Origin of the sequence: Tianxiuia mixotrophica (genome assembly GCF_050596425.1) — a bacterium.
Taxonomy (GTDB): domain Bacteria; phylum Bacillota; class Clostridia; order Peptostreptococcales; family Acidaminobacteraceae.
In genome coordinates, this window is sequence record NZ_CP192292.1 from 4,231,380 (window position 1) to 4,255,844 (window position 24,465).

General features: G+C 35.3%; 23 protein-coding genes and 4 pseudogenes. All 27 read right to left on the bottom strand.

The features are described from left to right. Positions 1-319: 319 nt before the first annotated feature. On the bottom strand, positions 320-859 hold the full coding sequence (hpf, locus tag ACQ4KW_RS18770; RefSeq protein ID WP_430883965.1) for a ribosome hibernation-promoting factor, HPF/YfiA family: 540 nt from the start codon (positions 857-859) through the stop codon (positions 320-322). A 427-nt stretch (positions 860-1,286) separates the two neighbouring features. Next, complete coding sequence (locus tag ACQ4KW_RS18775; RefSeq protein WP_430883966.1) at positions 1,287-1,748, bottom strand: hypothetical protein; 462 nt, start codon at positions 1,746-1,748, stop codon at positions 1,287-1,289. A gap of 188 nt (positions 1,749-1,936) precedes the next feature. Next, positions 1,937-3,094 carry a UDP-N-acetylglucosamine 2-epimerase gene (neuC, locus tag ACQ4KW_RS18780; protein WP_430883967.1) on the bottom strand — a complete coding sequence of 386 codons (1,158 nt, stop codon included), beginning with the start codon at positions 3,092-3,094 and terminating at the stop codon, positions 1,937-1,939. Then, positions 3,091-4,089, bottom strand: a complete 999-nt coding sequence (gene neuB / locus ACQ4KW_RS18785) for an N-acetylneuraminate synthase (RefSeq protein ID WP_430883968.1) — start codon at positions 4,087-4,089, stop codon at positions 3,091-3,093. The genes neuC and neuB overlap by 4 nt, the downstream gene beginning before the upstream one ends. Beyond that, entirely contained in the window at positions 4,086-4,712 is a 627-nt protein-coding gene (locus ACQ4KW_RS18790; RefSeq protein ID WP_430883969.1) for an acetyltransferase, read from the bottom strand. The genes neuB and ACQ4KW_RS18790 overlap by 4 nt, the downstream gene beginning before the upstream one ends. 1 nt (position 4,713) lies before the next feature. Next, positions 4,714-5,196, bottom strand: a complete 483-nt coding sequence (gene fliS, locus ACQ4KW_RS18795) for a flagellar export chaperone FliS (RefSeq protein ID WP_430883970.1) — start codon at positions 5,194-5,196, stop codon at positions 4,714-4,716. 14 nt (positions 5,197-5,210) lie between these two features. Then, positions 5,211-5,579 carry a hypothetical protein gene (locus ACQ4KW_RS18800; protein ID WP_430883971.1) on the bottom strand — a complete coding sequence of 123 codons (369 nt, stop codon included), beginning with the start codon at positions 5,577-5,579 and terminating at the stop codon, positions 5,211-5,213. A gap of 12 nt (positions 5,580-5,591) precedes the next feature. Beyond that, positions 5,592-7,469: a flagellar filament capping protein FliD gene (gene fliD, locus ACQ4KW_RS18805; protein WP_430883972.1), complete on the bottom strand. Its 1,878-nt coding sequence runs from the start codon at positions 7,467-7,469 to the stop codon at positions 5,592-5,594. Positions 7,470-7,500: 31 nt separating this feature from the next. Next, positions 7,501-7,893, bottom strand: coding sequence for a flagellar protein FlaG (locus tag ACQ4KW_RS18810; RefSeq protein WP_430883973.1), 393 nt, complete (start codon positions 7,891-7,893; stop codon positions 7,501-7,503). Between the two features lie 162 nt (positions 7,894-8,055). Beyond that, positions 8,056-8,343: a hypothetical protein gene (locus ACQ4KW_RS18815; RefSeq protein ID WP_430883974.1), complete on the bottom strand. Its 288-nt coding sequence runs from the start codon at positions 8,341-8,343 to the stop codon at positions 8,056-8,058. A gap of 14 nt (positions 8,344-8,357) precedes the next feature. Continuing rightward, positions 8,358-9,077, bottom strand: coding sequence for a cytidylyltransferase domain-containing protein (locus ACQ4KW_RS18820; protein ID WP_430883975.1), 720 nt, complete (start codon positions 9,075-9,077; stop codon positions 8,358-8,360). Between the two features lie 15 nt (positions 9,078-9,092). Further along, positions 9,093-10,121 carry an N-acetylneuraminate synthase family protein gene (locus ACQ4KW_RS18825; protein WP_430883976.1) on the bottom strand — a complete coding sequence of 343 codons (1,029 nt, stop codon included), beginning with the start codon at positions 10,119-10,121 and terminating at the stop codon, positions 9,093-9,095. 20 nt (positions 10,122-10,141) lie between these two features. After that, entirely contained in the window at positions 10,142-10,939 is a 798-nt protein-coding gene (locus ACQ4KW_RS18830; protein WP_430883977.1) for a cytidylyltransferase domain-containing protein, read from the bottom strand. 66 nt (positions 10,940-11,005) lie between these two features. Continuing rightward, a complete protein-coding gene (locus ACQ4KW_RS18835) occupies positions 11,006-12,172 on the bottom strand; it encodes a LegC family aminotransferase (protein ID WP_430883978.1) in 1,167 nt (388 codons plus the stop codon). A 14-nt stretch (positions 12,173-12,186) separates the two neighbouring features. Continuing rightward, the gene (locus ACQ4KW_RS18840; RefSeq protein ID WP_430883979.1) at positions 12,187-13,167 is read right to left on the bottom strand and encodes an NAD-dependent 4,6-dehydratase LegB; all 981 of its coding nucleotides are present in this window, start codon (positions 13,165-13,167) and stop codon (positions 12,187-12,189) included. A gap of 111 nt (positions 13,168-13,278) precedes the next feature. Then, positions 13,279-14,334, bottom strand: coding sequence for a nucleotidyltransferase family protein (locus ACQ4KW_RS18845; RefSeq protein WP_430883980.1), 1,056 nt, complete (start codon positions 14,332-14,334; stop codon positions 13,279-13,281). Positions 14,335-14,355: 21 nt separating this feature from the next. Continuing rightward, positions 14,356-15,354 carry a radical SAM/SPASM domain-containing protein gene (locus ACQ4KW_RS18850; protein ID WP_430883981.1) on the bottom strand — a complete coding sequence of 333 codons (999 nt, stop codon included), beginning with the start codon at positions 15,352-15,354 and terminating at the stop codon, positions 14,356-14,358. A 13-nt stretch (positions 15,355-15,367) separates the two neighbouring features. Then, on the bottom strand, positions 15,368-17,200 hold the full coding sequence (locus tag ACQ4KW_RS18855; RefSeq protein WP_430883982.1) for a motility associated factor glycosyltransferase family protein: 1,833 nt from the start codon (positions 17,198-17,200) through the stop codon (positions 15,368-15,370). Further along, positions 17,190-17,720 (bottom strand): hypothetical protein, encoded by a 531-nt coding sequence (locus ACQ4KW_RS18860; RefSeq protein WP_430883983.1) that lies wholly within the window; start codon positions 17,718-17,720, stop codon positions 17,190-17,192. The genes ACQ4KW_RS18855 and ACQ4KW_RS18860 overlap by 11 nt, the downstream gene beginning before the upstream one ends. A 79-nt stretch (positions 17,721-17,799) precedes the next feature. Then, positions 17,800-18,072 (bottom strand): annotated as a pseudogene (locus tag ACQ4KW_RS18865) (flagellin); the annotation flags it as partial. Positions 18,073-19,554: 1,482 nt separating this feature from the next. Continuing rightward, positions 19,555-19,998, bottom strand: a pseudogene (locus ACQ4KW_RS18870) (flagellin); the annotation flags it as partial. 254 nt (positions 19,999-20,252) lie between these two features. Beyond that, positions 20,253-20,519: pseudogene (locus ACQ4KW_RS18875) on the bottom strand (flagellin); the annotation flags it as partial. Between the two features lie 1,511 nt (positions 20,520-22,030). Then, positions 22,031-22,451, bottom strand: a pseudogene (locus ACQ4KW_RS18880) (flagellin); the annotation flags it as partial. A 167-nt stretch (positions 22,452-22,618) separates the two neighbouring features. Next, positions 22,619-23,047 carry a flagellar assembly protein FliW gene (gene fliW / locus ACQ4KW_RS18885; protein WP_430883984.1) on the bottom strand — a complete coding sequence of 143 codons (429 nt, stop codon included), beginning with the start codon at positions 23,045-23,047 and terminating at the stop codon, positions 22,619-22,621. 153 nt (positions 23,048-23,200) lie between these two features. Beyond that, the gene (gene csrA, locus ACQ4KW_RS18890) at positions 23,201-23,431 is read right to left on the bottom strand and encodes a carbon storage regulator CsrA (RefSeq protein WP_430883985.1); all 231 of its coding nucleotides are present in this window, start codon (positions 23,429-23,431) and stop codon (positions 23,201-23,203) included. A gap of 1 nt (position 23,432) precedes the next feature. Further along, the gene (gene fliW / locus ACQ4KW_RS18895; protein WP_430883986.1) at positions 23,433-23,870 is read right to left on the bottom strand and encodes a flagellar assembly protein FliW; all 438 of its coding nucleotides are present in this window, start codon (positions 23,868-23,870) and stop codon (positions 23,433-23,435) included. Between the two features lie 13 nt (positions 23,871-23,883). Continuing rightward, on the bottom strand, positions 23,884-24,447 hold the full coding sequence (locus ACQ4KW_RS18900) for a DUF6470 family protein (protein WP_430883987.1): 564 nt from the start codon (positions 24,445-24,447) through the stop codon (positions 23,884-23,886). Positions 24,448-24,465: the final 18 nt, after the last annotated feature.

Genomic DNA, 24,465 nt, shown 5'->3' on the forward strand with positions numbered 1-24,465 from the left:
ACTTAAGCCACACACTTATAAATCATTATAAGCGCTTTGAAACATACAGCACGGTGTGATCATAAGGCTCAATACAGTTTTTCCAAGCCACTCAGCTATAACCATTGTACCAGATTGGGGAATTTATTACGATAGGTATATATTATTAGTTTTCGACTTAATTCGTCATTTTCCTAGGGCTGCTTTTGCTTACTTATGCCTTGTTATACCTTACACTTCCTTCAAATTGAGTTTACTCCAAAAAATTGAAAAGGAGCTGTTAAAACAGCTCCTTAATTATCAGTCCTTTGCTTGTTATCATTGCTTTATTGTGATGATCTTATTCCATATTTTCTGGTTCAATAAGACCAAACTTTCCGTCTTTTCTAGCATATACAACATTCATTTCTTCTGTATCTCTATTTCTAAAAACAAAGAAGTTATGTCCAAGGAGTTCCATCTGCATTGCTGCTTCTTCCGGATCCATTGGTTTCATAAAGAACTTCTTATTCCTCACGATTTGTGGACCATCTGCTTCAGTATTTTCAGCATTTGGGATTTCTTCAAAACGAATCGTTTCATGGCCGCGATAGCGCTTTTCCAGTTTCGTCTTATGCTTTGAAATCTGTCTTGCCAATTTGTCAATTGCCATATCAATGGACGACTCCATATTGCCTGATCTTTCTTCAGCTCTAATGGTCGTACCTTGTTTTAGTGGAATGGTAATTTCAACAATTTGGTCTGCTTTTTGATGACTAAAAGTAGCATGGACTTCAATATCGCTGTTGAAGTATCTCTCGAACTTGGTTAGCTTTTTCTCTACCTGTTCTACCAGCGAGTCTCTGACATGCATGTTTCGGCCAGTTACGATTACTTTCATATAGTCAGCTCCTTCCACTATAACCCTGAACTTTTATTTTTCTAATCGGATTTTCCGACTGGAATGTCAGGAAGTATAAATATTAAAAATCAGGCAAATTTCTTGGGCCTGACCGGTTTGTGAAAATGTATAATCTATGTTGGTTAAAACGCCTCCTTTGCTGACTTTGTATATTAATCATACCCGACAAAAAATGAAGTAAACACACCTTTGAAGATTTTTCTAAGGTGTGCTCACATTTTCAATCCTTATTTGGTTAATTCTTTGTTATGAATTACCCCTATGAAAATAAATCTCCGCAACAGTCTTTTCCACTATGGCCTTCAGACACTTATGTATATACAAGTGCATATGACTTTCATGGTCAAAACTGTATTGTTGTTTTACATTTTTCTATATAGGTCTCATATAGACTGCGATTTTGATTTTATCCGTTTTTTCTTTGGTTCATTTGTTTTTGATAGGCCCCTGTCACTCGACTGCCTTGTTTCTTTGTCATAAGTTGACTGCCTAAAGAACCTTGATATTCCCTGCGCAGGGCATTCAGGCTTTCCTCTGAGGCTTCAATATTAGACTCTAGCTCCTTTATTTTACCCACAGTGTTCTGTAGGTCAGAAAGCGAGGGATGCTCGCTTGTATCGATTTCTGTGAGCTTAGAGATACCTTCTCTGTCAAGAACATGCCCGTAAAACTTCAGAAATTCAATATCAAGGGCAAGCATTTTTTCTTCTAGGACTGATCGTATTTGATCTATAGCCCCAACCTCCGTCGTTGACTGTTTTTTTGTGAAATAGGTTTCATCCTCAATCAGCTGAGATTTTTCCTTCATAATATGTAATTTCTCAGCTGATAATTGTATCAGCTTTTTTATTGCTTTTTTGGTATCCATAGGATCGTCTCCCATCAGTCTATGGCACACGTTACAAATCATCTCTTACCACTTTTTAATCACTTGTCTAAATAATTCATCATTTTCGTATAATATATACCACAGATTCTGATTTTGTAACGGGTTAAGCTCATTTTTCGAACGTGGGTTTGGGGATTTAATGGTTTTGTAATAATTAACGAATATAATTATAGGTCATAAAATTTTTTTTGAATTTCTATCCCTTGCTCTAACTGAGCCATAATTATTCTAAAGATTTCAAATGATGTCCCTTTTTTTTCATATGGATTATCTGTCTTTTTAAGTTGTTCTAAGAAATCATGATTCATAGCTTTTTCAATTGCCAGTTTTATACTTTCTGATTTGCATTCAACATCAATTACGCTTTTTGATCGAACTCTACCTTTTTGTCTATCCCCAATATTGACAGTTGGGATTTTAAAAGAGGGGACTTCAATTATGCCACTAGATGAATTTCCGATTACCGCACTAGCATAGCTAACTAAGTTTAAGTACCTCAAACTACCTAATGATGCATATAGTTTTGAATTGTGGGGATGCTTTGATATATATTCATCAATAGCATCGTTAATAATAGTACCAGAGGTATCTGCATTTGCCTTGGTAAAAACTAAGAAATAGTCACCATAGTGACTCAGGGCAGTCAACAACTCTGAAATTTGCGCCTGGGGTGTTTGATATGATAATGTCTCTGGATGATATGTGACCAAAAGAACTTTTTTGCTTAAAGGTATCGACAAATCTTTATAAAGTGTTGGTTTATCAATCCTTTTGACATTCAGAACATTCTCTACACCCACAGCTCCAACATTCCATACATATTCAGGCTTCTCCCCCAGCTGAATTATTCTCTCCCGATATTCATCTGTTGATGCAAAATGTAAATGACTCATTTTAGTAATCGAGTGCCTAAAACATTCATCCATAGCGCCCTCTGTCACTTCCCCTCCATGGAGATGTGCTATTGGAATTCTATGTATAGTTGCTGCCATGGCCATAGAAAAAATTTCAAATCTATCACCCAACACAACAATTAAATCCGGATTTATTTCACTAAGTGCCGACGACATCCCTTTCATAGCATTAGATGCAGAGCGGCATATATCATTCGCTGTATCTCCGTCTTCAAGTATGTGAATCTTCTGACTCACATCAAATCCATCACTTAATATCTCGTTAATTGTATAGCCGTGTTTCTGAGATAAGTGTGAACCTGTGACAATCACCTGTAAGTTAAACTCCTCTGAATTCCTAAAATGAATCATTACAGGTTTTAGTAAACTATAATCCGCTCTTGAACTTGTCACGAATGCAATTTTCTTCATAACTTAATCATCTCATCTTTATTTATATTCTCCTTAGCAACTTTCCCAATAACATCATTCCACATCATTGGAGACAGTCCGCTTCCGGGTCTTTTAACCGTTAAGTTTTCTTCACTGAAAACATCACCTTGCATTATATTGCACTTTGCCACAATACTTTTACGCGCAGCTATCATATTTTTTGTTTCTGATAGGCTTGGCTTTTTTATACCGTCACCAATACTTTGCTCAATATTGCGTATAGCAGAAACCAATGCTCTAAGTTCATCAGGGTCAAGACTAGCTTTGTGGTCTGGTCCAGGCAATGACTTATCAATTGTAAAATGTTTTTCAATAACACTTGCCCCTCTTGCAACAGCCGCCACAGATACTTCGATTCCAAGGGTATGATCAGAATAGCCCACTGGCACTCCAAAAACTTCGTTAATGGTGTTCATAGCCTTTAAGTTGACATCTTTATAAGGCGTTGGATACTCTGTATTGCAGTGCAAAACAGTCAATTCACGAGTTCCGTGTTTTCTTAGAACTTCTATCGCCAATTCAACATCTTCTAAAGTTGACATTCCAGTTGACATAACTACAGGTTTTTTCGTTAAGCCAATCTCTCTTAATAGGGGATAATTAACGATCTCACCCGATGGGATTTTTATAAAGTCTACGTCAAGATCAACAAGCAATTGTAAGCTTTGAATATCAAAAGGTGACGACATAAACTTAACACCTTTTTTATTACAGTATTCTATCAATACCCTATGTAAATCTGCACTCAATTCCAGCCTTTTAAGCATATCAAATTGACTTTCATCATCTCCGGATTCACCCAACTGATAGGGGGCTTTCTGTGCATAACTTGTTAGTAGACTTTCTGCTTTAAAAGTTTGGAATTTAACATAATCCACGCCAGCATCAGCAGCTATATCAATGAGGGCCTTGGCTAAATCAATGTCGCCATTATGATTTACACCCGCCTCAGCAATAATCATTGTCTTCGTCATTGGTTTTTACTCCTTTGCTTTGCAGGAACACCATATACAATAACATTGTCTGGAATATTATCTACAACAGATGCACCCATTCCAACAATGCAATTAGATCCTATGATAATGTTGTTTCTTACACATGCGCCCAGACCAATTAGCGTATCCTTGCCAACTTTAACTTGACCTCCCGTTACACTTCTTGGTGCGAAATGGACATTGTCTTCTATTGTATTATCATGTTCAATTATGGCACCACTGTTTATAATACAATGTCTACCAATAATCGCTCCTGGATTAATGACAGCCTGTGGAAAAACAACTGTTCCGTCACCAATCATAGTTTTTGGACTTATATTCGCCGATTTATGGATGACAGTTGCAAACTTCACATTATAGCTCTCATACAAAGAAAATAATTTTCTCCTTAATTGAGTATCCCCAATGCCAATAATGAATTGGACATTGGGGTATATTTTAATTATATCTGAAATTGAATCATCCGTTCCAAGGTGCTTTAAGTGAATGCCTCTATCAAATCGATCTATATATCCAAGAACATTCTGAGTATTGTTACTCTCTATGCATTCCTCGATTACTTTTCCATGTCCACCATAGCCAATTATTATAACCTGAGTCATTTTATTCTCCTGATTCACTTTTAGCAATTTCCATAGCTTGCTTCCATGTATCTCGAAACTCTTCACTCATGACTAAAACCTCTTTAAGAATATCGTTACTTTTTTCAATATTAGCTTCTGCTAATCTGTATAATACATAGTCATAAAGTTGATCCAAATTTTCACTGATTTCATACTCTTTGTCTAAAGTTGATTGTAGTTCACTATAAATAGCTCCAGCTCTAAGAATTGCATTTGATGTTTTTTCAATTAAGCCTTCATCATTAAACAAAATAGCCTGATTAATAAATTTAATTGCACCCTCATACAACATCAGGGTTAACTCTTCAGAAGATGCCGACAACACCTTTTGCTCTAAATACTGGTTAGCGTTGTTTGAAGATAAATCCTGTTTTTTAGTAGAATTTCTAGGATTAAGTGTTGACTTTCGAAGCACGGCAGCCCCTTTCGGTTTAGCATAATTATATGGATTTAAAACAGCCATAAGGCTCTCCTTTCCTATTTTGATTTGTCAATAAAAACACCTTGACTACTATAATCTTTTGTATAGTAATTCTTCACTTTAGAATGCTTCCGTAGTTTTGCTTGAGAAGCATGAACTTTTGACAAATCCTGATCAAGATGTTTCTTGTATTCTTTCATTGCGCTTTCAATCTTATTTTCAATATCTATTATTCTTTTTCGATAGAGTTCTTTTTCACTCTCTTCAACACTTGAAAAAAAATTTTCAGTATCTCCAATATTCTTGAGTAACTTTCCTCTATCCTCCAAAGCTTTTTCAAAAATATTATACTTATGAACTTTCAAGGACTGATACATAACATCCGTTAATCTAACATATTCATTCAACAACATTTTAGCATTCATACAACCACCATTTTATCCTAGCTGTGACATTAGAGAACTACTTTGAGCCTGTAACTCCGCTAAAGCTGATTCCATGTTACCAAACTTAATATACAATGAATCTTCCATGTCATAATAGCTATCCCAAAGGCTGTCAATCTTGTCTTCATAGTCAACAATCAAAGATGACAAAAGATTTTTTGTACTGGTAACATCACCTTCCATACCAGCTTTTTCAAGAAGGGTACCTTTGACTCCAGTTGAGTCTCTAGTAATCCTAATATTATTCTGAATGATGTCATAAAGTCTATTAGCGACACCGTTCTCATTATATCTTTCTGAAATATTCTCGGTATCAAGGTATTCTTTATCGGATTCATTGGTAAACAGCTTTACTACTTCGCTATAATTATTTTCTAAAGCATCATCTAACTTATCTTCATCTACAACGAGTTTACCACCATCTTTATAATTCGCAGTCGTTGTAATACCTATATCAGCTAAGTTTAAGTCAACACCATCAACTGATTCATAAAGCGCTAGTCTCATAGAAGTCAGCATTTTTTGTAATGAAGAGTCATTTCTAAGCAAGCCTTTCTTTGCAGTAGTCTCCCACTTCTCCACTTCGTCATCTGATAATGATTCCTTTTCTTCGCTAGTCAGTGGTTCATAATCATAATTTTTCTTTTCTGTAAGTTTTCCATTCACCATTTCAACAAGTCCATTGTATGTTTCTACAAACTTATTGATTTTTTCTTTTATATCACTTGTGTCAATATTTACTTTTATTTCTATATCACCATCTACACCATCATATAATTCATTGAGTGAATACTGAACACCTTCAACACTAAAATTATTAGACGATTTTACAATTGTTGCTCCATTAATTTCTAAAACTGCATTGTCAGCTTCGGTATGATGTGCCACATCATCCACGAAACCAAATGTACTCATAAATGAACTACTCATGGATACGGTATTTGCTGTTCCGAAGTCCTCAGCTCTAATTGTAAACTTATCTGTTGTACTATTATAAAAAAACTCTGCATCCATATCTTCATTTGAGGATATCGCTTCTGAAAGATCCGATATCGTACTAGCTTCCGTAATCCCAATATCTTCTAAAGAGACTCCATTTATAGTCATCGATGCCAGATCATCATTGCTAATATAGAATAATTGAAGCAAACTCTTATCTTCATAGTCAGTTGAAGATTCACCCGAGTTAAAGCCTAACCAATCTAACTCTGACGAATTCCCATCCGTTTCCATTATGGTGACATCGCTGCCATCCATCCTAAAATATATTGCATCATCACTAGGATCCACATTCACTACACCTGAATAATCTGTTCCAAATTGAGCCACGATTTCATCATCTATTAACTGGGCTAAGTCTTCTTTCGTTGTAATACCTGATGTATCAGGAATAGATATTGTTTTATTATTTCCATCGATCGTTAAGCTAAACTCTAAAGAAGATGGCATTGTTGAAAAGTTAAAATGATCCCCTGATAAATCTCCAATTCCTGTTCTATCAGTAACCCATTCATCTTGAGTTGCCAATTGAGAAATACTTCCAATTGTATGAGAGTATGTTTTAATTTCTGATGTACCACTGGCACTAACATATGATACATCTTCACCATTAACTTGAACACTCTCACTATATGCACTAAATGCACTAGCTGATCTAAAATTAGTATCTGCACTCAAAAAGTCAAAGTACTCCTCTTTGAATGCGCGAATACCGTTAATAACTTCTCTATATGCCTCTTGCTCCCATTCAACAAGTGTTTTCTGTTTTTCAACATTATCAATTTTTGATTGCTCAAGCTTCATTAAGTCTTTGATCATCGAATCTGTATCGATACCACTTGTAAGACCTGTAATTCTTGTAACAGACATTTCCACACCACCTTATTAACTAAGCGTTCCTCTATGCCTTTTCGTCAACGAATAAACCTGCAAGCTCCCACATTTTTGCAATCATATCTTGAATTTTCTTTGGAGGAAACTCGCGAATAACCTCATCTGTCTTTGAATCCTTCATTACATACATGATTGCACGAGTTTTCTCATGAACAGATCTCTCAATATACCTATTATAGTTTTCAAGGGTTTTATTAGCTTGCTCCACAGATTTCTCTAACATCTCATCGTCTATCACGACTTTGTCTTCTTTATTTCCATCCATGTTCATCTGATTGATCTTATCACTTTTTGATATGGTACGTTCATTATCAACAGTGCCTCTAATATCAGCTTTTGTAACATTGGCACCTTCTAGTCTTTGTGCAACATTCATAACATTAACATCTGAAATTTTCATAGTCTCCCTCCTAGCAATCTTCTATTAATTATATCGGCATTTCTTGGCATCACTTTAGCAGTTTCTGTGTAATAATCCCTTATAAAAGAAAAACATCAAGAAATGAAAAAGTTACTATAACTTCTGAGCTCAAAACTTGATGTTAAAGAGTATTGTATGATGTTATTTCGCAGTTTCGCCAGGCTTAGTTAATGAAAATCCTAATTTTAAAGCATTCATAAATATAGTTTGTCCACAATTATTGCATACAATTTTTACATATGGAATCACACTTTGATCTTCTTTTTCTTCCAAGTTTTCATTACTAGATGTATTTAACTCTCTTACTTCATATAATGCCTCAATAATTGTCCATTTATCGTTATTGCAAATGCTACAGTTCCTTGAATTTTTCCATACAGCGTTCATTTTTGATTTGACTGCATTTAATTGACTCTGATTCATTTTCATAGTTTTACTCCTCTCTATACACCGAATGCTTTATATCTCTCATGCATTAGTTTTTCAGCTAAATGAAAATCCACAATATCATTTATATCAATGGATTGAACTCTATCCATAACATAGCCTTTGACACTATTTATATTGAATACATACGCATTATCATCTAAATCTCTAAAGTAACTCCTCTTACTCACGTATAGAGCTGAATTGATTAGATAGCATGGTGGAACGTCTTGTCTTCTACTTGGTTTATTTTCAATCTTAACGTACTCCTCAAGCTCTTGATTTTCATTCTCGGTAAACATAAAATAGGGATGACTCTCATAGACTCGTTGAACACCAATTACTGAGTCTACATTAGCTTCTTTTAGCATCAAAATTGACTCATTAATTGTTTCATATGTTCGTAAGGGAGACGTTGGTTGTAAAAAAACAACTATATCAGGCGAATCCCCTTCGTCCTCTAAAAATGATAGTGCATGTTGAATCACCGATAATGATGAGGAGTTATCCTCAGCGTACTCCTTGGGTCTAATAAAAGGGATTTCTGCTCCATAGGATTCAGCTATTTTTGCAATTTCAGGATCATCTGTCGATACAATGACCCTATCCACACAAGATTCTAAGGCGGCCTCTATTGTATAAAAAATGAGGGGCTTTCCTAAAAGCGATCTAATATTCTTCTTCTCAACGCCTTTGGACCCGCCCCGTGCTGGTATGATCGCTACAATATTGCTCATCGAAACCTCCAATTTCTATTCTTCAAACATTATTTTCTTAATTTGATCTTCATATTCGAAATCATCAACAAACCGTTTCCCAAGATACTTCTCAGCTTCTCCAAACTTATATGACTCTTCAGTTCTGTCCACTCGTTTAAACATCACATGATTTTCAGATAAACACTCACCCTTTTTTACGCTTTCCGCTAGAACGGGAACTTTTCTCACTTTCAAATAGTTTTTTTCACCTTCAGAAAGACTTGGATTTCCATCACCTAAAAATGATCCAACCCTTTTCAACAACATTTTCATATCAACAAGTTTATGATTATTAATAGCTGTAATATAATCAGTACGTTCAACACCTTCATCAATAACATAATGAATTTCTTGTACATTTGCACCTAAAGTATACGCTGACATAATCAACTCACTTTTTAACGAGCTGTTATACTCTGTATGGTCAGCATAAGCTATCTTCGTTTTGTATCGTTCTCTAAAATAAGGTATTTTCTTAAGATTAACTTCTTCTATTTTTGTCGGATAATTTTGAAATCCATAAACCATCAAGGTTTCATTAATCTTTTTACTAAGCAAATAATTATAAACATTATCTAACTCTTCTATTTCAAAACCACTTATTCCAACTACAAACAACTTTTTATATTCATTAACAAAGTCAATTGCTTTATCCATCAAAGCTTTATCGTTGATGCAGGCTGCGTGAATTTCTATAGCGTCAACAAGTTCATTATTATTCATGCAAAACTCAACAGATTCAAAATCATCTACGAGAACAATAACATCAAAACCACGTGCTTTTGATTTTACCAGAATCTCTTTCCACTCTTTTTCAGTCAACAACCAGTTTTCAAGTAAATTGTAAACACTGTGCTTTTTCACCATATACTCATTCAAGTTAAACATCATATGAAATTTAACAGCATCTACTTCTTCTGAAAGCTGTGTTATTTGATCCATTAAATATATAGAATCACCCTCAAATGAATAGGCTGTTTCAGCTATCAGATATGGTTCATTCGTATAATAATTGCTTTTCATAACGTTCTCCTTGATCTATATCAATAGTACATTTTCTTAATCCGATAAAACTCATCTTCGTTATCTTGATAATCACGTCTTATTCTTTCAATTATTTCGTTATTTAGACTCCGCTGCTCTATGGAACCATTAATTTCTGCAATCTCTTTATGATGATTCAAAAATTGTATTACCTCATGAAGTTCTACTAGATTATTCTCACTAATCCTCAACATACTATACAGTTTCGATAGCATGACATAATCATCAGGCGTATCCATTGTTAATCGATAATCCGCTTTAAATATTTCTGGTATCTCAAGATCAATATTGTTGTAGTACCCACTCTGAAATATCGGTCCCCATATTTCAGTGTCATGTAACTTCTTAAACTCACATGCCGTTTGCAAGGCTTCTCTTTTTAATGCATATATACCTGTACCTAATACCGGATCTTTAAACTTGAAAAAATCGCCACTTGGATTTTCTTTAATCTCTGACACCATAATATCGATCATGTTCATTGAAAACAAAGTGTTATCTGGTGTGATATTAACAATATAATCTAAATCAAAATAAACTGCGGTATCTTTTAGTCTCTTCAAAACATCATCAGGGTCCCCCTGAAAATATCGAATATTATTATCTATACAAATCTTAGTAATTGGCTCGTCAATATTCAAATAACTGGTGGAAACAATAACTTCATCGATTGATTTAGATGCTTTTGCCCTCAAGATTGCCCATTCTAAAGCTGAACGACCAGATAAGTTGAGCATTATTTTTTTCTTTAATCTTGATGATTTCAAACGCGAAGGTATTACAAATCCAATTTTCATCGGTCTCTCCTCTACTTGAACGTTTTGCTTATTCAAATACTTTTAAAGTACTTCTTAAAATACTTATCAGTAACTACTGTAAAAATCATGTAAAACTGATACAACTCTTTTCACATCATCCCTATTTAAATTCGAACTACATGGAATATTGACAATATGGTCATGGCACTCAGCAGCTTTCTCAATTTTATATGTTTGATTTTGTAAGTATGGAATCTGTTCAGATATTAATCCCCAAATCGGTCTTGTCTGTATTCCATTATCTTGAAAATACTTTATCAAATGATCCCTATTATTATCATCTAGATATAAAGAATAGAACCAATAATTCGGCCTTACATCTTGTCTAAATGGTAATATTCTAGAACCTTTAATTTGCTTAATTTCTTTGCAGTAAGTTTCATAATTACTCTTTTTTATTTCAATAAAGCTTTCTAACTGCTCTAACTGAGCCACTCCCAGAGCGGCTTGGAGATTAGTCATTCTATAATTGTACCCAATCTCATCATGTGTATAATACAATGGATCACTTTTAGCCTGCGTTGTCAGGTGCTTTGCTCTCTTTAAGAAATCCGAATGATTAGAAACAATCATTCCACCACCTCCAGTGGTGATAATTTTATTTCCATTAAATGAGTAAACCCCTATATCTCCTAATGTTCCAGCAAACATCCCATGGTATTTTCCTGAGGTGTAATATGTCCCTAAAGCTTCTGTAGCATCTTCAATTACAGTAATATTATATTTCTTGCAAATTTCAATTATGCTTTCCATATCTGCCATATTTCCAAAAACATGGACAACTATCAACGCTTTCACATGCTTTCCCGTACTTTTATTTCTCAATTTCCCATCAATCAGATCACATTCATACTTACAGAAATCTCTTAATTTATCAGGGTCCACAGTTAAACTATCATCACAATCAATAAAAATGGGTTCTGCATTAACATATTTAACCGGGTTCACTGCAGCAATAAAAGTAAGCGTAGGCACAATAACTTCATCATTTTCACCTACACCAGCTAATATCAATGCTGTATGGAGTCCTGCTGTCCCACTCTGACATGCAACTGCGCCTTGAGAGCCAACATAATTGGCTATTTTCTCTTCAAATTCTTCTATATAAGCGCCACCCGATGAAACCCACTCCGAACTGACCGCTTCTTTAACATAGTTCCATTCATTGCCAACAAAAGATGGCACTGATAAAGGTATAAATTTTGAACTCATAGCCACCAACCTTACTAAATATTATATATATCTGTTTTATACCGACTCAAATTGCCTTTTAGAAAATCAATCGTTTCTTCTAAGCCTTCAGACAGGTTGTAATTTGGCTCCCAGTCTGTAAGTTTTAATATTTTTTTATTGCAACCAAGCAATCTATTCACTTCACTTTTTTGGGGTCTAATTCTTTCCATGTCCTGAACGATTTTTGCACTTGGATTAATTTGTCTAATTAGTTCATCAGCAAGAGCTCCCATAGAAATTTCTTTCCCAGTTGCAATGTTAATTTCTTCTCCAATGGTTTTGCTTGATTCAGCAATCTTTATAAAGCCTCTTGCAGTATCTTTTACATAATTAAAATCTCTAGTCGGTGTCAAAGACCCTAATTTTATTTCTTTTTTTCCTGCTAGTAGTTGAGTAATAATTGTTGGTATAATAGCCCTTGCTGATTGTCTAGGACCATATGTATTAAAAGGGCGTACTATAGAAACTGGTAACTCGAAGCTCCTAAAGAATGATTCAGCAAGTCTATCGGCACCGATCTTTGTAGCCGAATAGGGGGACTGGCCTTGGAAAGGATGAAGCTCATCGATCGGTACATATTGTGCTGTCCCGTATACTTCTGAAGTAGATGTTACTAGAATTCTATCTAACTCTAAGTCTCTTGCAGCTTGTAACACATTTAATGTTCCTTTAATATTAGTATCTACATATGAATCTGGTGAATGATAACTAAACGGAATCCCTATAAGAGCTGCTAAGTGATACGCTTCTGAAACGCCTTTACAAGCTTCTCTTACACCATTTGGATCCCTGACATCCCCTGAGAAAACCTCTACGTTTTTCATAATATCTTTTGGCAACGTATCAAGCCACCCCCAAGAGTTAAATGAATTGTAATACACAAATGCCTTTACAGTATTTCCATTTTTAACAAGCTCTTCGACAAGATGACTTCCAATGAAACCATCTGCTCCTGTAACTAATATTTTCTTCATAATTCACTCCATAACATATGTTTTTTTTATGCAAACTGATATTAAGCAAGTTTTACTTGTACAACAAAATCCGATATTGAATCTATATCATTCAATATCGGATTGGATCTTCTATGACTCACTATTGAAATATATGTCATACTCATCATTAGCTTTGTAGTAATCATTCATATGACCAATATCCATCCAGTAATCTTCAATAAGGTAGGCGCCTACTTTCATATCATTTTCTAAAAGAAGATTCACAAGCTCCGTTATCTCAAAATATTCATCATGAGGTATAAAGTCTATCACTTCAGGATTAAGACAATACACGCCACCATTTATCATATAATCAACATTAGGTTTTTCTTGTAACTTTTTCACTTGATGGTTATCCACGTCAACAACACCATAAGGAATTTGATAACTCTGCTTTCTTATACCTATTGTGATCGCAAACTCGTTCTTCAAATGAAAATCCATCATTTCTTTTACGTTCAGATTGGTTAAAACATCACCATTGATCACGAAAAAAGGTTCGTTGACATAGTCTTTTGCCAAGCCGATCCCTCCTCCAGTTCCTAATCTTTTCTCTTCACGTAAATACTCAATTTTAACACCATGAATAATACCATCTTGAAAATAATTTTCAATAATATTTGCCTTATGATTCACCGAAATTAAAAACTCAAGAAATCCTTTTTCCTTGAAATTATGAATAATGTGCTGAAGTATTGGTGCATCACCAACTTTTAACATTGGTTTAGGGATTTCTTCTGTAAGATTTTTCAATCTTGATCCCAGTCCACCAGCCATGATGACCACTTTATTTTCTTTTCCTTTTGGTAAAAGAATGTCTCTAATTCCAACTAAATCAACAACTACATGATCTCTATTAACAATTGGTATATCTTTTACAGCTTTTTTTATTAGAATTTCCTCAATCTGGTCTTTACTCATTCCAACAATTCCATATATTGGATCGCTTTCGTATATTTCAGTGATTTCATCCTCTAACGAATACCCCTTAACTAAAGCTCTTCTGATATCACCATCAGTCAAAATCCCTATCATTTTTTTATCATCATCTACAACGATAACAGTTCCTCTAAGACCAATATTAATTTGAATAAGTGCATCCCGAATTGTGGCGTTCTTATTTAAAAATAAAAGTTCTACATCCATGACAAACCTTCCTTTAATTCATTAAACAGTCCCACTCTCTTTTCTATTTGGTAAATCGCACTTTGAGCACATAGCAACTTCATTGTATTTACCACAACTATGCTTGGCTCTTATTTCCATATACTTTTCATTTCTCCATATTTCTTTAATTGAATTTTGATGAATATTGCCCACAACATATTCTCTCGTATTATCAACACAACACACTATAACTTCACCATCAGCTGCGATAAACATTCGTTGCCATAATTGACTACAAGCGAAATTGTAATTATACTCTTTCTGTGTTTCACGCATAGGTTCTCTAAACTCAACATATGCAACCACATCGACTATATCTTTAAACATTTCTACATACTCTTCAAATTCATCTGAATTTTCTTCCATAAGCACCATCGACATTCTAGTCAGAGGTGTAGTCCTTCCCATTTCGTTTCTTAATTCCACAAAACGCTTAATATTATTATAAACTTCATCAAACTTTGCACCAATCCTTATAGACTCATATTTTTCTTTGTTAGGTGAATCAAAAGAGAAAAATATTTTGTCAATACCTGCTTCGATCAACTCAACAGAAATATTTTCGTTCAGCAAAGTTCCATTCGTGTTAAACATAACATCAACTAAGCCTTTTTCTTTGGCGTATCTGACCATCTCCACAATGTCTGGATGAACCATTGGTTCTCCTAACCAGTTCAGCTTTATTGAATATACCCCTATTTCTGCAGCTTCATCAATTATTTTCTTGTACACATCTAGTGGCATTGTTTCTACACTTAAATTCGTCTCCCCACTCTCTAACATCACCGTTCGTGGACACATTGGACACTTTAGATTACATGCACTTGTAGGTTCAATATCTAGGTGAAGAGGGGCTTCCTCTAACTTAAACTCCAATGGATTATTTGACCATTTTTTCCGGTATTCTTTATATCTAGGGCTTTTATTTTTTTCCCATTGCTTTGCCACATCATTGTTTACTTCATGATATGTTGGATTTACTGGAATAGTAAACTTCACTTCAATTCCTCCTTTAAGACTTACTGTCTATTATATAATTGCCAACCTGAGTCTGAATTTTCTCATATATTGGCTTCGCTTTTTTCATATCTTTTTCACATTCAAACAGGAATTTCCCAAGTGTGTTTACGATATTTTCTGCTTTTTTCATAGGATTTTTTTCATGCTTATTTTCTTCTACATCTAATAAAAATAAGTCATAATAAAGTCTATTCATCGGCATAATAAATCGATTAAAATATACATTCTTTCTCACAACACCGAACAACTCACTTAATTTAGTGTACATCGTTTCAGCTTGTTTGAAGTTCCCATTAATGGCTAAACTTTTCACTTTGCGAACGATATCTTTTATTTTGGTCAACTCAGTGGTAATGTTTTGATAATCATTTTGCATTTTTTTCATTTGGTTTTCCATAAAATCAACATCATAATTGATGCTCTTTGATTCATACCAGGTATCATCTGCAAAAGATTCTAGCAGATCATCTTTCATCAGTTCATCTAAATGCTTGAATGAGGTCCCTTTAATCATAGCACCATTTCTAGTTGTATTTATGAACTCAACATTGCTAAATTTTTCTATAAAATGTTCCATAGTTACACGCATATCATTGAATTTTTTTTCAGTTTCTACTGTGCCACCATATACGTCTGGAACTTCGAGTTTACCTCTTGCTACCACGTTTCCTACATAACCATCAGAGATTGCTTTGCCTTTTGAATATGCAAAGTTTTGTCCCACTAGTATTACTCTCTTGAATCCAAGTAGTACTAATAATTGCAGAGTGATTACTGCAATATTAGGCGCATCCATTACATATCTCATGCTCTCGTCCTTTGATTTTAAATAATATGGTGCCGTAGTATCTTGACTTGTAATCATATGCAGTTTAGGACCTTTAAAATATGACAACGTTTCATGACCAATGGTACTACCAAAAACCAAAGGAAACTTTTCACTTTCCTCGCCTATTACTTTGAATATTTTAGTATTATGAATAGTAGGGTCATAACTAGTAAAAGCGTGAGGGTAAATACCATTCTTTAATAATGTTGAAATTGACCAACCCGCTGAAAAAATATAGGCTGATTTGTTTTCTTTAATTTCTTTCAAATTCTCTATTTCAAAATCTAAAGAAGGTCCCGCAGCAACAAGTATTGCCGTTTTATCCTTAAAGTTATATTGATCATTCAAAAGTATATTTTGAGTCTGTAAAACCGCACTAAAATTGTGCATACCGTTCATGACCCATCTCTTTTGAAATGCATAATTTGTTCTTACATATCCTTTTTTCCCAGCAATTACTTTTGAAAATGTTTCTTTGTAATCCTTATAAATATCACTATATAACTTTTTATGAATAGGTAATTCAACAACCAAAAGATTGTGTTGGATTTTTTTTAGAATGTCTGAGAAAAATTCATTTCTCTTCTTAATATCATTTCCAATAAAAATACCTTCGATATTTTTTACAGGTAGCTCGTTTGTCTTACAATATAGTGAAAAGAGATCCTCAATCGGTTCAAAAATAAAAATCTTTTTTTCTGGGTATTTCTCAACGAACGCATTGATATGATACCCCAGACCAGTCCCATAAAAAATAACATAATCATAATCATTAATGTTTGTATATTGACTTATAATAACTTCACTCTCATAAGACGGGTCATATGCACTCGCCAAATGATATTCTTGTCCATTACTCTGTATTGTAGCTGTCATCTGATCATTTTTCGCAGGAAAACAACTTATCAAGTCGCTGGTATCAATATCTATATTAGCAATTTTTTTATATTCACTCATATATTGATTTCTTAAAAAATTGATATTATCAATTCTCATGTCTACACCTCTTGTTCGGTAAAATATCAGCAATAATATCTCTAATGTCATTAATAAGTGGATAGTACTCCCACTTTATTACATCCGCCATTAAGATTTCATCTTTACGTTCCATTGCAGTCTGCATTTGGATCAATATTTGATTCACTTTAATAAGTGTATTTCCGACCTTGGCCCATTCATTATTATAATTTTCTGGTACGACTGTAGATGTGTTATTATACTTTTCATGAATCTGTCCAATCGTGTCAATCAAAAGAACAAAGTCATTCCAAATCTCAGTATTTATATTCTGATAGAATCCAATATATGATTTTTTTATACTAGGTAATATTTCGTTAATTAGATCATTAAATTCTGTTAAGCTCTCATAAAACTTAGATTTACTATCATCAATTTTTATGTTAATCGCATCGATCATATCATAATTTTCGCACAAGTATTCCTTAATAAAATCTATTTCAGACTTCTTATCAAGCATTGTCATCTCGACTTTTTTATCATCTATATATAGTTTCATATTCCCCCCCATATCCTTTTAGCTATAGACAGTTATGAAAAGAGAGTTAGAGAGAATCTCTCTAACTCTCAATAAATTCTTATCTTAATAGTTGTAGTACACCTTGAGGTGCCTGATTAGCTTGAGCAAGCATCGATTGAGCAGCCTGTTGAAGGATGTTATTTTTTGTGAACTCCATCATTTCTTTAGCCATATCAACGTCTCGGATTCGAGATTCTGATGCTTGTAAGTTTTCTGAGGAAGTATCTAGGTTCTTGATTGTGTGTTCCAGTCTATTCTGAACCGCACCAAGCTTAGATCTTTCTGTAGAAACTGACTCAATAGCTGTGTTTATCTTAGTAATTGCTTGTGATGCTGCATCTTGAGTGGACACATCAATACCTGTTGTTTCTCTTGTTATTGATGAAGCCGCAAATACAGATGATACATCCACACCACTTAATGAGTCAAATGTGTCAACATCGAACGTGATCTCATTTGAACCTGAATCTTCAAATGTCACTGAGCCTTCAGATGGCGCAATGGATGCTGTATCAATTGTGTTTCCAGATCCATCTTTTAGAGTGAAATCGACACTAGACTCAGACCCTTCTTTATCTGCAAATAATACTGCTGCTGCACCACCTGATGCTGAAACAACAGAGCTAGCTCCCGTATCTTGAGCTGCCAGAACAAGTTTACCACCTGAAGCTGTTGCTATGTCCCCACTAAATCCTGCTAGTTCCGCAGCATTGTTAATTTCAGTCGCCATGTCTTCAATGTTATGTTTTACACCACTGAATTCTACGTCAAAATTAACTTCTGTTCCATCTGCGTCAGTTACAGTAAATGATACTGTACCAGAGTTACCCGCTAGATCAATAGAGTTATCAACAACTGAAAGCGCTGCGCCACCACCAATAGAACCACTTAGTGTTACACCTGATACATCCGTAAAATCACCAGATAGTGTGAAAGAAACACCATAGTTATCATATGAGAACGAACCAGAACCAGCATCATTTAGACCTGATCCTGAGAAGTTGAACGTATCATGAATAATAACATTACCACTAATATCAAGGATCTTAACTTCTAGAGTACCACCAGCAGCATCTAGACCTGCACCACTAATGAGTACTGCTGCAGCACCTGAAGGGTAACCAGATGAGAATGAAATATCACTAAGAGTTGCATTGCCTGAATATCCAGCTGCCGCATTAACTGTATATGTGCTCGCTGTACCGTAGTCACCCGATGCATTGTAGCCGCTCGTAGCAAAAGCTCCTAAATCAAGTGTTAATGACTCACCTGAAGCTGCATCAAAGTCGGCCTTAGTCATACTAAAACTTACACCATGTGCATCATAAGAATAAACGCCAGTGCCTGAATCATAGGAAACCTGAACTGTTGTACCACTTAAGTCAACACCACTACCAGATGTATTTGCTATGATAGTTACTTCTAACGTAGTTGCATTACCAGAAGTTTTCTCAATTTTGATTGAGCCTGACTGTGCAAGGTCAATATCTGTCCAGTCAAAATCTGAACCTGTTGAATCAATTGAAATCGTGTTATTCTGAAGCACTAGTGTACCGGAGATACCTTTTGCATTTGTGTTCTCGAATGTTTCAATATACTGAGTATCATCAACACCAGAAAACTCAACGGAAGCACCTACTGGTCCACCAACAGTTGCTGTTAGTGAAACGCCTGAAACTTCAAAATCTAGATCAGCAGTCACTGAGTTAACAGCGCTACCTTTTGTTCCAATATCAAGTGAATCAGAGACCACATTAAGGGCATCCGCACGCATATCTCCAATGGATAGTGTTAAATCCTGAGATTGATTTGCCCCAATTTGGAATTTTATATCTGATAGGCCACCTTGCAGTAATTTTTGTGTATTGAATTCTGTAGTGCTTGCAATTCTAGTAATCTCAGTTGATAATTGGTCAATTTCGTCCTGGATTGAAGTACGGTCAGCATTAACGTTTGTATCATTGGCTGACTGTACTGCTAGTTCTCTCATACGCTGTAGTATTGCCTGTGTTTCATTTAATGCACCTTCAGCGGTTTGAATCATTGAAATTGCATCTTGTGAGTTTCGAGACGCTTGGTTCAAACCACGGATTTGACCGCGCATTTTTTCAGAAATCGCTAGACCAGCAGCGTCATCACCAGCACGGTTAATTCTGTAACCTGATGATAATTTTTCTATTGATTTTGCACCATTATTAGTATTAATACCAAGCTGACGATGTGTATTCATCGCCATTAAGTTATTATTAATTCGCATGTATATATCCTCCTTTTGAATTTGTTATCATTTATATTATCGGAAATAGATGGATATATCTTTAGCGATTTTTTCATTTTTTACTTTAGATCCAAGAACACATACAAAATAACTCATAGTAGCATAAGTTCACGCCCCATTTATTTATTCAAAATTAAATATTGGTGTAGAGCGTATAATCTAATCTCTACCCCAATATTTAATTTTGAAGCAAAAAAGGAGCCAGAGATCATTCTCTGACTCCCATAAACTTATTATCTTAATAACTGTAGTACACCTTGAGGTGCTTGATTAGCTTGAGCAAGCATCGATTGAGCTGCCTGTTGAAGGATGTTATTCTTAGTGAATTCCATCATTTCTTTAGCCATATCAACGTCTCTGATTCGAGATTCTGATGCCTGTAAGTTTTCAGACGAAGTATCTAGGTTCTTGATTGTGTGTTCAAGTCTGTTCTGAACCGCACCAAGCTTAGATCTTTCTGTAGAAACTGACTCAATAGCTGTGTTAATCTTAGTAATTGCTTGTGAAGCTGCACTTTGAGTGGATACATCAATACCTGTTGTTTCTCTTGTGATTGATGAAGCTGCAAATACAGATGATACATCCACACCGCTTAACGAGTCAAATGTGTCAACATCAAATGTGATTTCATTTGAACCTGAATCTTCAAATGTTACTGAGCTTGTTGATGGAGCAACTGAAGCTGTATCGATTGTGTTTCCTGATCCATCTTTTAGTGTATAGTCAATACTTGAATCAGCACCTTCTGCGTCAGCAAATAGTACTGCTGCTGCACCACCTGATGCTGAAACAACAGAGCTAGCTCCCGTATCTTGAGCTGCCAGAACAAGTTTGCCACCTGAAGCTGTTGCTATGTCCCCACTAAATCCTGCTAGTTCCGCAGCATTGTTAATTTCAGTCGCCATGTCTTCAATGTTATGTTTTACACCACTGAATTCTACGTCAAAATTAACTTCTGTTCCATCTGCGTCAGTTACAGTAAATGATACTGTACCAGAGTTACCCGCTAGATCAATAGAGTTATCAACAACTGAAAGCGCTGCGCCACCACCAATAGAACCACTTAGTGTTACACCTGATACATCCGTGAAATCACCAGATAGTGTGAAAGAAACACCATAGTTATCATATGAGAACGAACCTGAACCAGCATCATTTAGACCTGATCCTGAGAAGTTGAACGTATCATGAATAATAACATTACCACTAATATCAAGGATCTTAACTTCTAGAGTACCACCAGCAGCATTTAGACCTGCACCACTAATGAGTACTGCTGCAGCACCTGAAGGGTAACCAGATGAGAATGAAATATCACTAAGAGTTGCATTGCCTGAGTATCCAGCTGCCGCATTAACTGTATATGTGCTCGCTGTACCGTAGTCACCCGATGCATTGTAGCCGCTCGTAGCAAAAGCTCCTAAATCAAGTGTTAATGACTCACCTGAAGCTGCATCAAAGTCGGCCTTAGTCATACTAAAACTTACACCATGTGCATCATAAGAATAAACGCCAGTGCCTGAATCATAGGAAACCTGAACTGTTGTACCACTTAAGTCAACACCACTACCAGATGTATTTGCTATGATAGTTACTTCTAACGTAGTTGCATTACCAGAAGTTTTCTCAATTTTGATTGAGCCTGACTGTGCAAGGTCAATATCTGTCCAGTCAAAATCTGAACCTGTTGAATCAATTGAAATCGTGTTATTCTGAAGCACTAGTGTACCAGAGATACCTTTTGCATTTGTGTTCTCGAATGTTTCAATATACTGAGTATCATCAACACCAGAAAACTCAACGGAAGCGCCGACTGCGCCGCCTGCTGTAGCCGTTAATGAAACGCCTGAAACTTCAAAATCTAGATCAGCAGTCACTGAGTTAACAGCACTACCTTTTGTTCCAATATCAAGTGAATCTGAAACGACTTCTAGTGCATCTGCACGCATATCACCGATAGAAAGTGATAAATCTTGAGATTGGTTTGCACCAATTTGGAACTTAATATCATCTAAGTTACCATTCAATAATTTCTGCGTATTGAATTCAGTTGTGCTTGCGATTCTAGTAATCTCAGTTGATAATTGGTCAATTTCGTCCTGGATTGAAGTACGGTCAGCATTAACGTTTGTATCATTGGCTGACTGTACTGCTAGTTCTCTCATACGTTGTAGTATTGCTTGAGTTTCGTTGAGTGCACCCTCAGCAGTTTGAATCATTGAAATCGCATCTTGTGAGTTTCGAGACGCTTGGTTCAAACCACGAATCTGACCACGCATTTTTTCAGAGATCGCTAGGCCTGCTGCGTCATCACCAGCACGGTTAATTCTGTAACCTGAAGATAGTTTTTCGATAGACTTTGCACCATTACTTGAGTTGATACCAAGTTGACGGTGCGTATTCATCGCCATTAAGTTGTTATTAATTCTCATGAATTATTCCTCCTTGAAATATTGTATTGGCTTCCTTGCCATTTATTGATTTGTAATCCATCAGTCGGCCGCCTAATGAAATTACACTTCAATATCAATATCGGAAGCAAACTTATAAAACTTTAATGTTTTTAATTATTTTTTGCATTTTTTTCTTACATGAATTACTATTTTAGCGTTTCCTTTATTCGATATCGTTTATCGTTTAATGTCAACTGAATAGCTTTTCGATTCTCAGCATTTACTATTATTGGACTTGCAAGATTAAAGGTCATATCGTCTACTCTGTTGTTAATTTTACAAACAGTGTACACCCCCACTTGTGATGGATCCTTTAAATTCATCTTCTGACAGACTTCTTCAGGAATCTCAAATTCGTAGTCAGACTTCAAAAGAAAGGGAATGGAAACCACAAAAGCTAGGTCTTCATTTTTCGTAGATTGCAGCCACATAAATCCAACGGGATCTTCAGTATCCCAATTGTTAAGTATTACAAACTCATGTTCATCTTCAAATCCAGGTAATCCTTCATCAAAAGTTATGACCATATCTTCTTCAATGTCAAGATTCCCAAAATTTGTGGTGCTAATAATCATCTCTTCACCTCCAACTTATTTCCAATTGATTTGTTCACGGTCAATAAACTAACAATTAATTATTACCCATTATTTCAGCGCGAAACAATTATGGCCACATTCTATACAATACTTTAGATAGAAAAAAACAGCCAGCGCAAGCTGACTGTTCTACTATTTTTTGCTTTTAACATAGGTCTCAAGATTTCTAAGAGATTGTCTTGATTTTGCTGCCATTTCATTTTCTTCATTGATTTTCTCATAGATTTCTTTGCGATGAATCTCCATAGATTTTGGAGCATCTATACCAATACGCACACGGCCATCACCAATGTCTATCACTTGTATTTCTATTTTCCCGTCAATCACTATACTTTCATTCTTTTTTCTGGAAAGAATCAGCATTTTATTCAGATCCTTCCTTCGTAAATATTTTGTGTTTCATAGTATACTCTTCATCTAAAATAACTTGTTTTGCTTGACGGGTCGTGTTATTCACAACAACAGGTGACTTTAGATTAATTGTCGTTTCTTGTGGATCCTCTGGTATAACCACCATCGATAAAATTGTTATATCTTTGATATCATGAATGCCCAGTTTTTCTATTATAGTATCAGGCAAGTCAAAGTCATACTCTGAAACAAACAGGAATGGATTTGTCACTATAAAGGAAACATCTGAACTCTCCGTACTCTGTAACCATCCAAAAGGAAACATAGGGTCTGGATTTGATATATATACAAATTCATTGTATTCATCAAACCCAAGTATGCCCTCAACAAACGTTACAATGTCATCTTTTGTGTACTCCACTTCACCAAGAAAATCATTCTGTATTTTCATTCTCTGCTCCCCTTTAAACAAACATGTCAAATTTGGATTGTGTTGTCCATATTTCAAGTTTAGGATACTGAATCATAAATATATTCACACTACCAGGTTCAAAAATTCCAGTAGGTCGTTCAATCTGCGTTTTATTCTCTATTGTACCTTGTTCTACTTGTATGTCATTTTCACCTTCTACAACTTGAATATCCGGGCCAGACTTTGGCATAGTGACCATATTATAGTCTCTTTTAAACTGTTCCCATGAATTATACCTAGCATGGTCTGGTAATGGGTCTGGCTTACTCACATCAGCAAGTTCATCCCCTTGGCTAACAGCTCGAGCAATGCCACCAAGCATAAGTTGTCTAGCAATTTGTGCATTCTCAAATGTTAATTCGAGCACACCTTTAAGCCCCGATTCAGAAAAAGCTTGTTGTTGACTAATTTCCACCTTAGGAAGTGTCGATTCAATACTGACTTTGGGGTGTGTAATCTCAAGCTCTAATTCAGGTTGTTTTTGATCAATTTCCAGTTGTGCCGCTTGCGTCTCAATCCCGATTCGTCCATTTTGACTCCTCATTTGTATACGCAATACGTCCACCCTCTATTC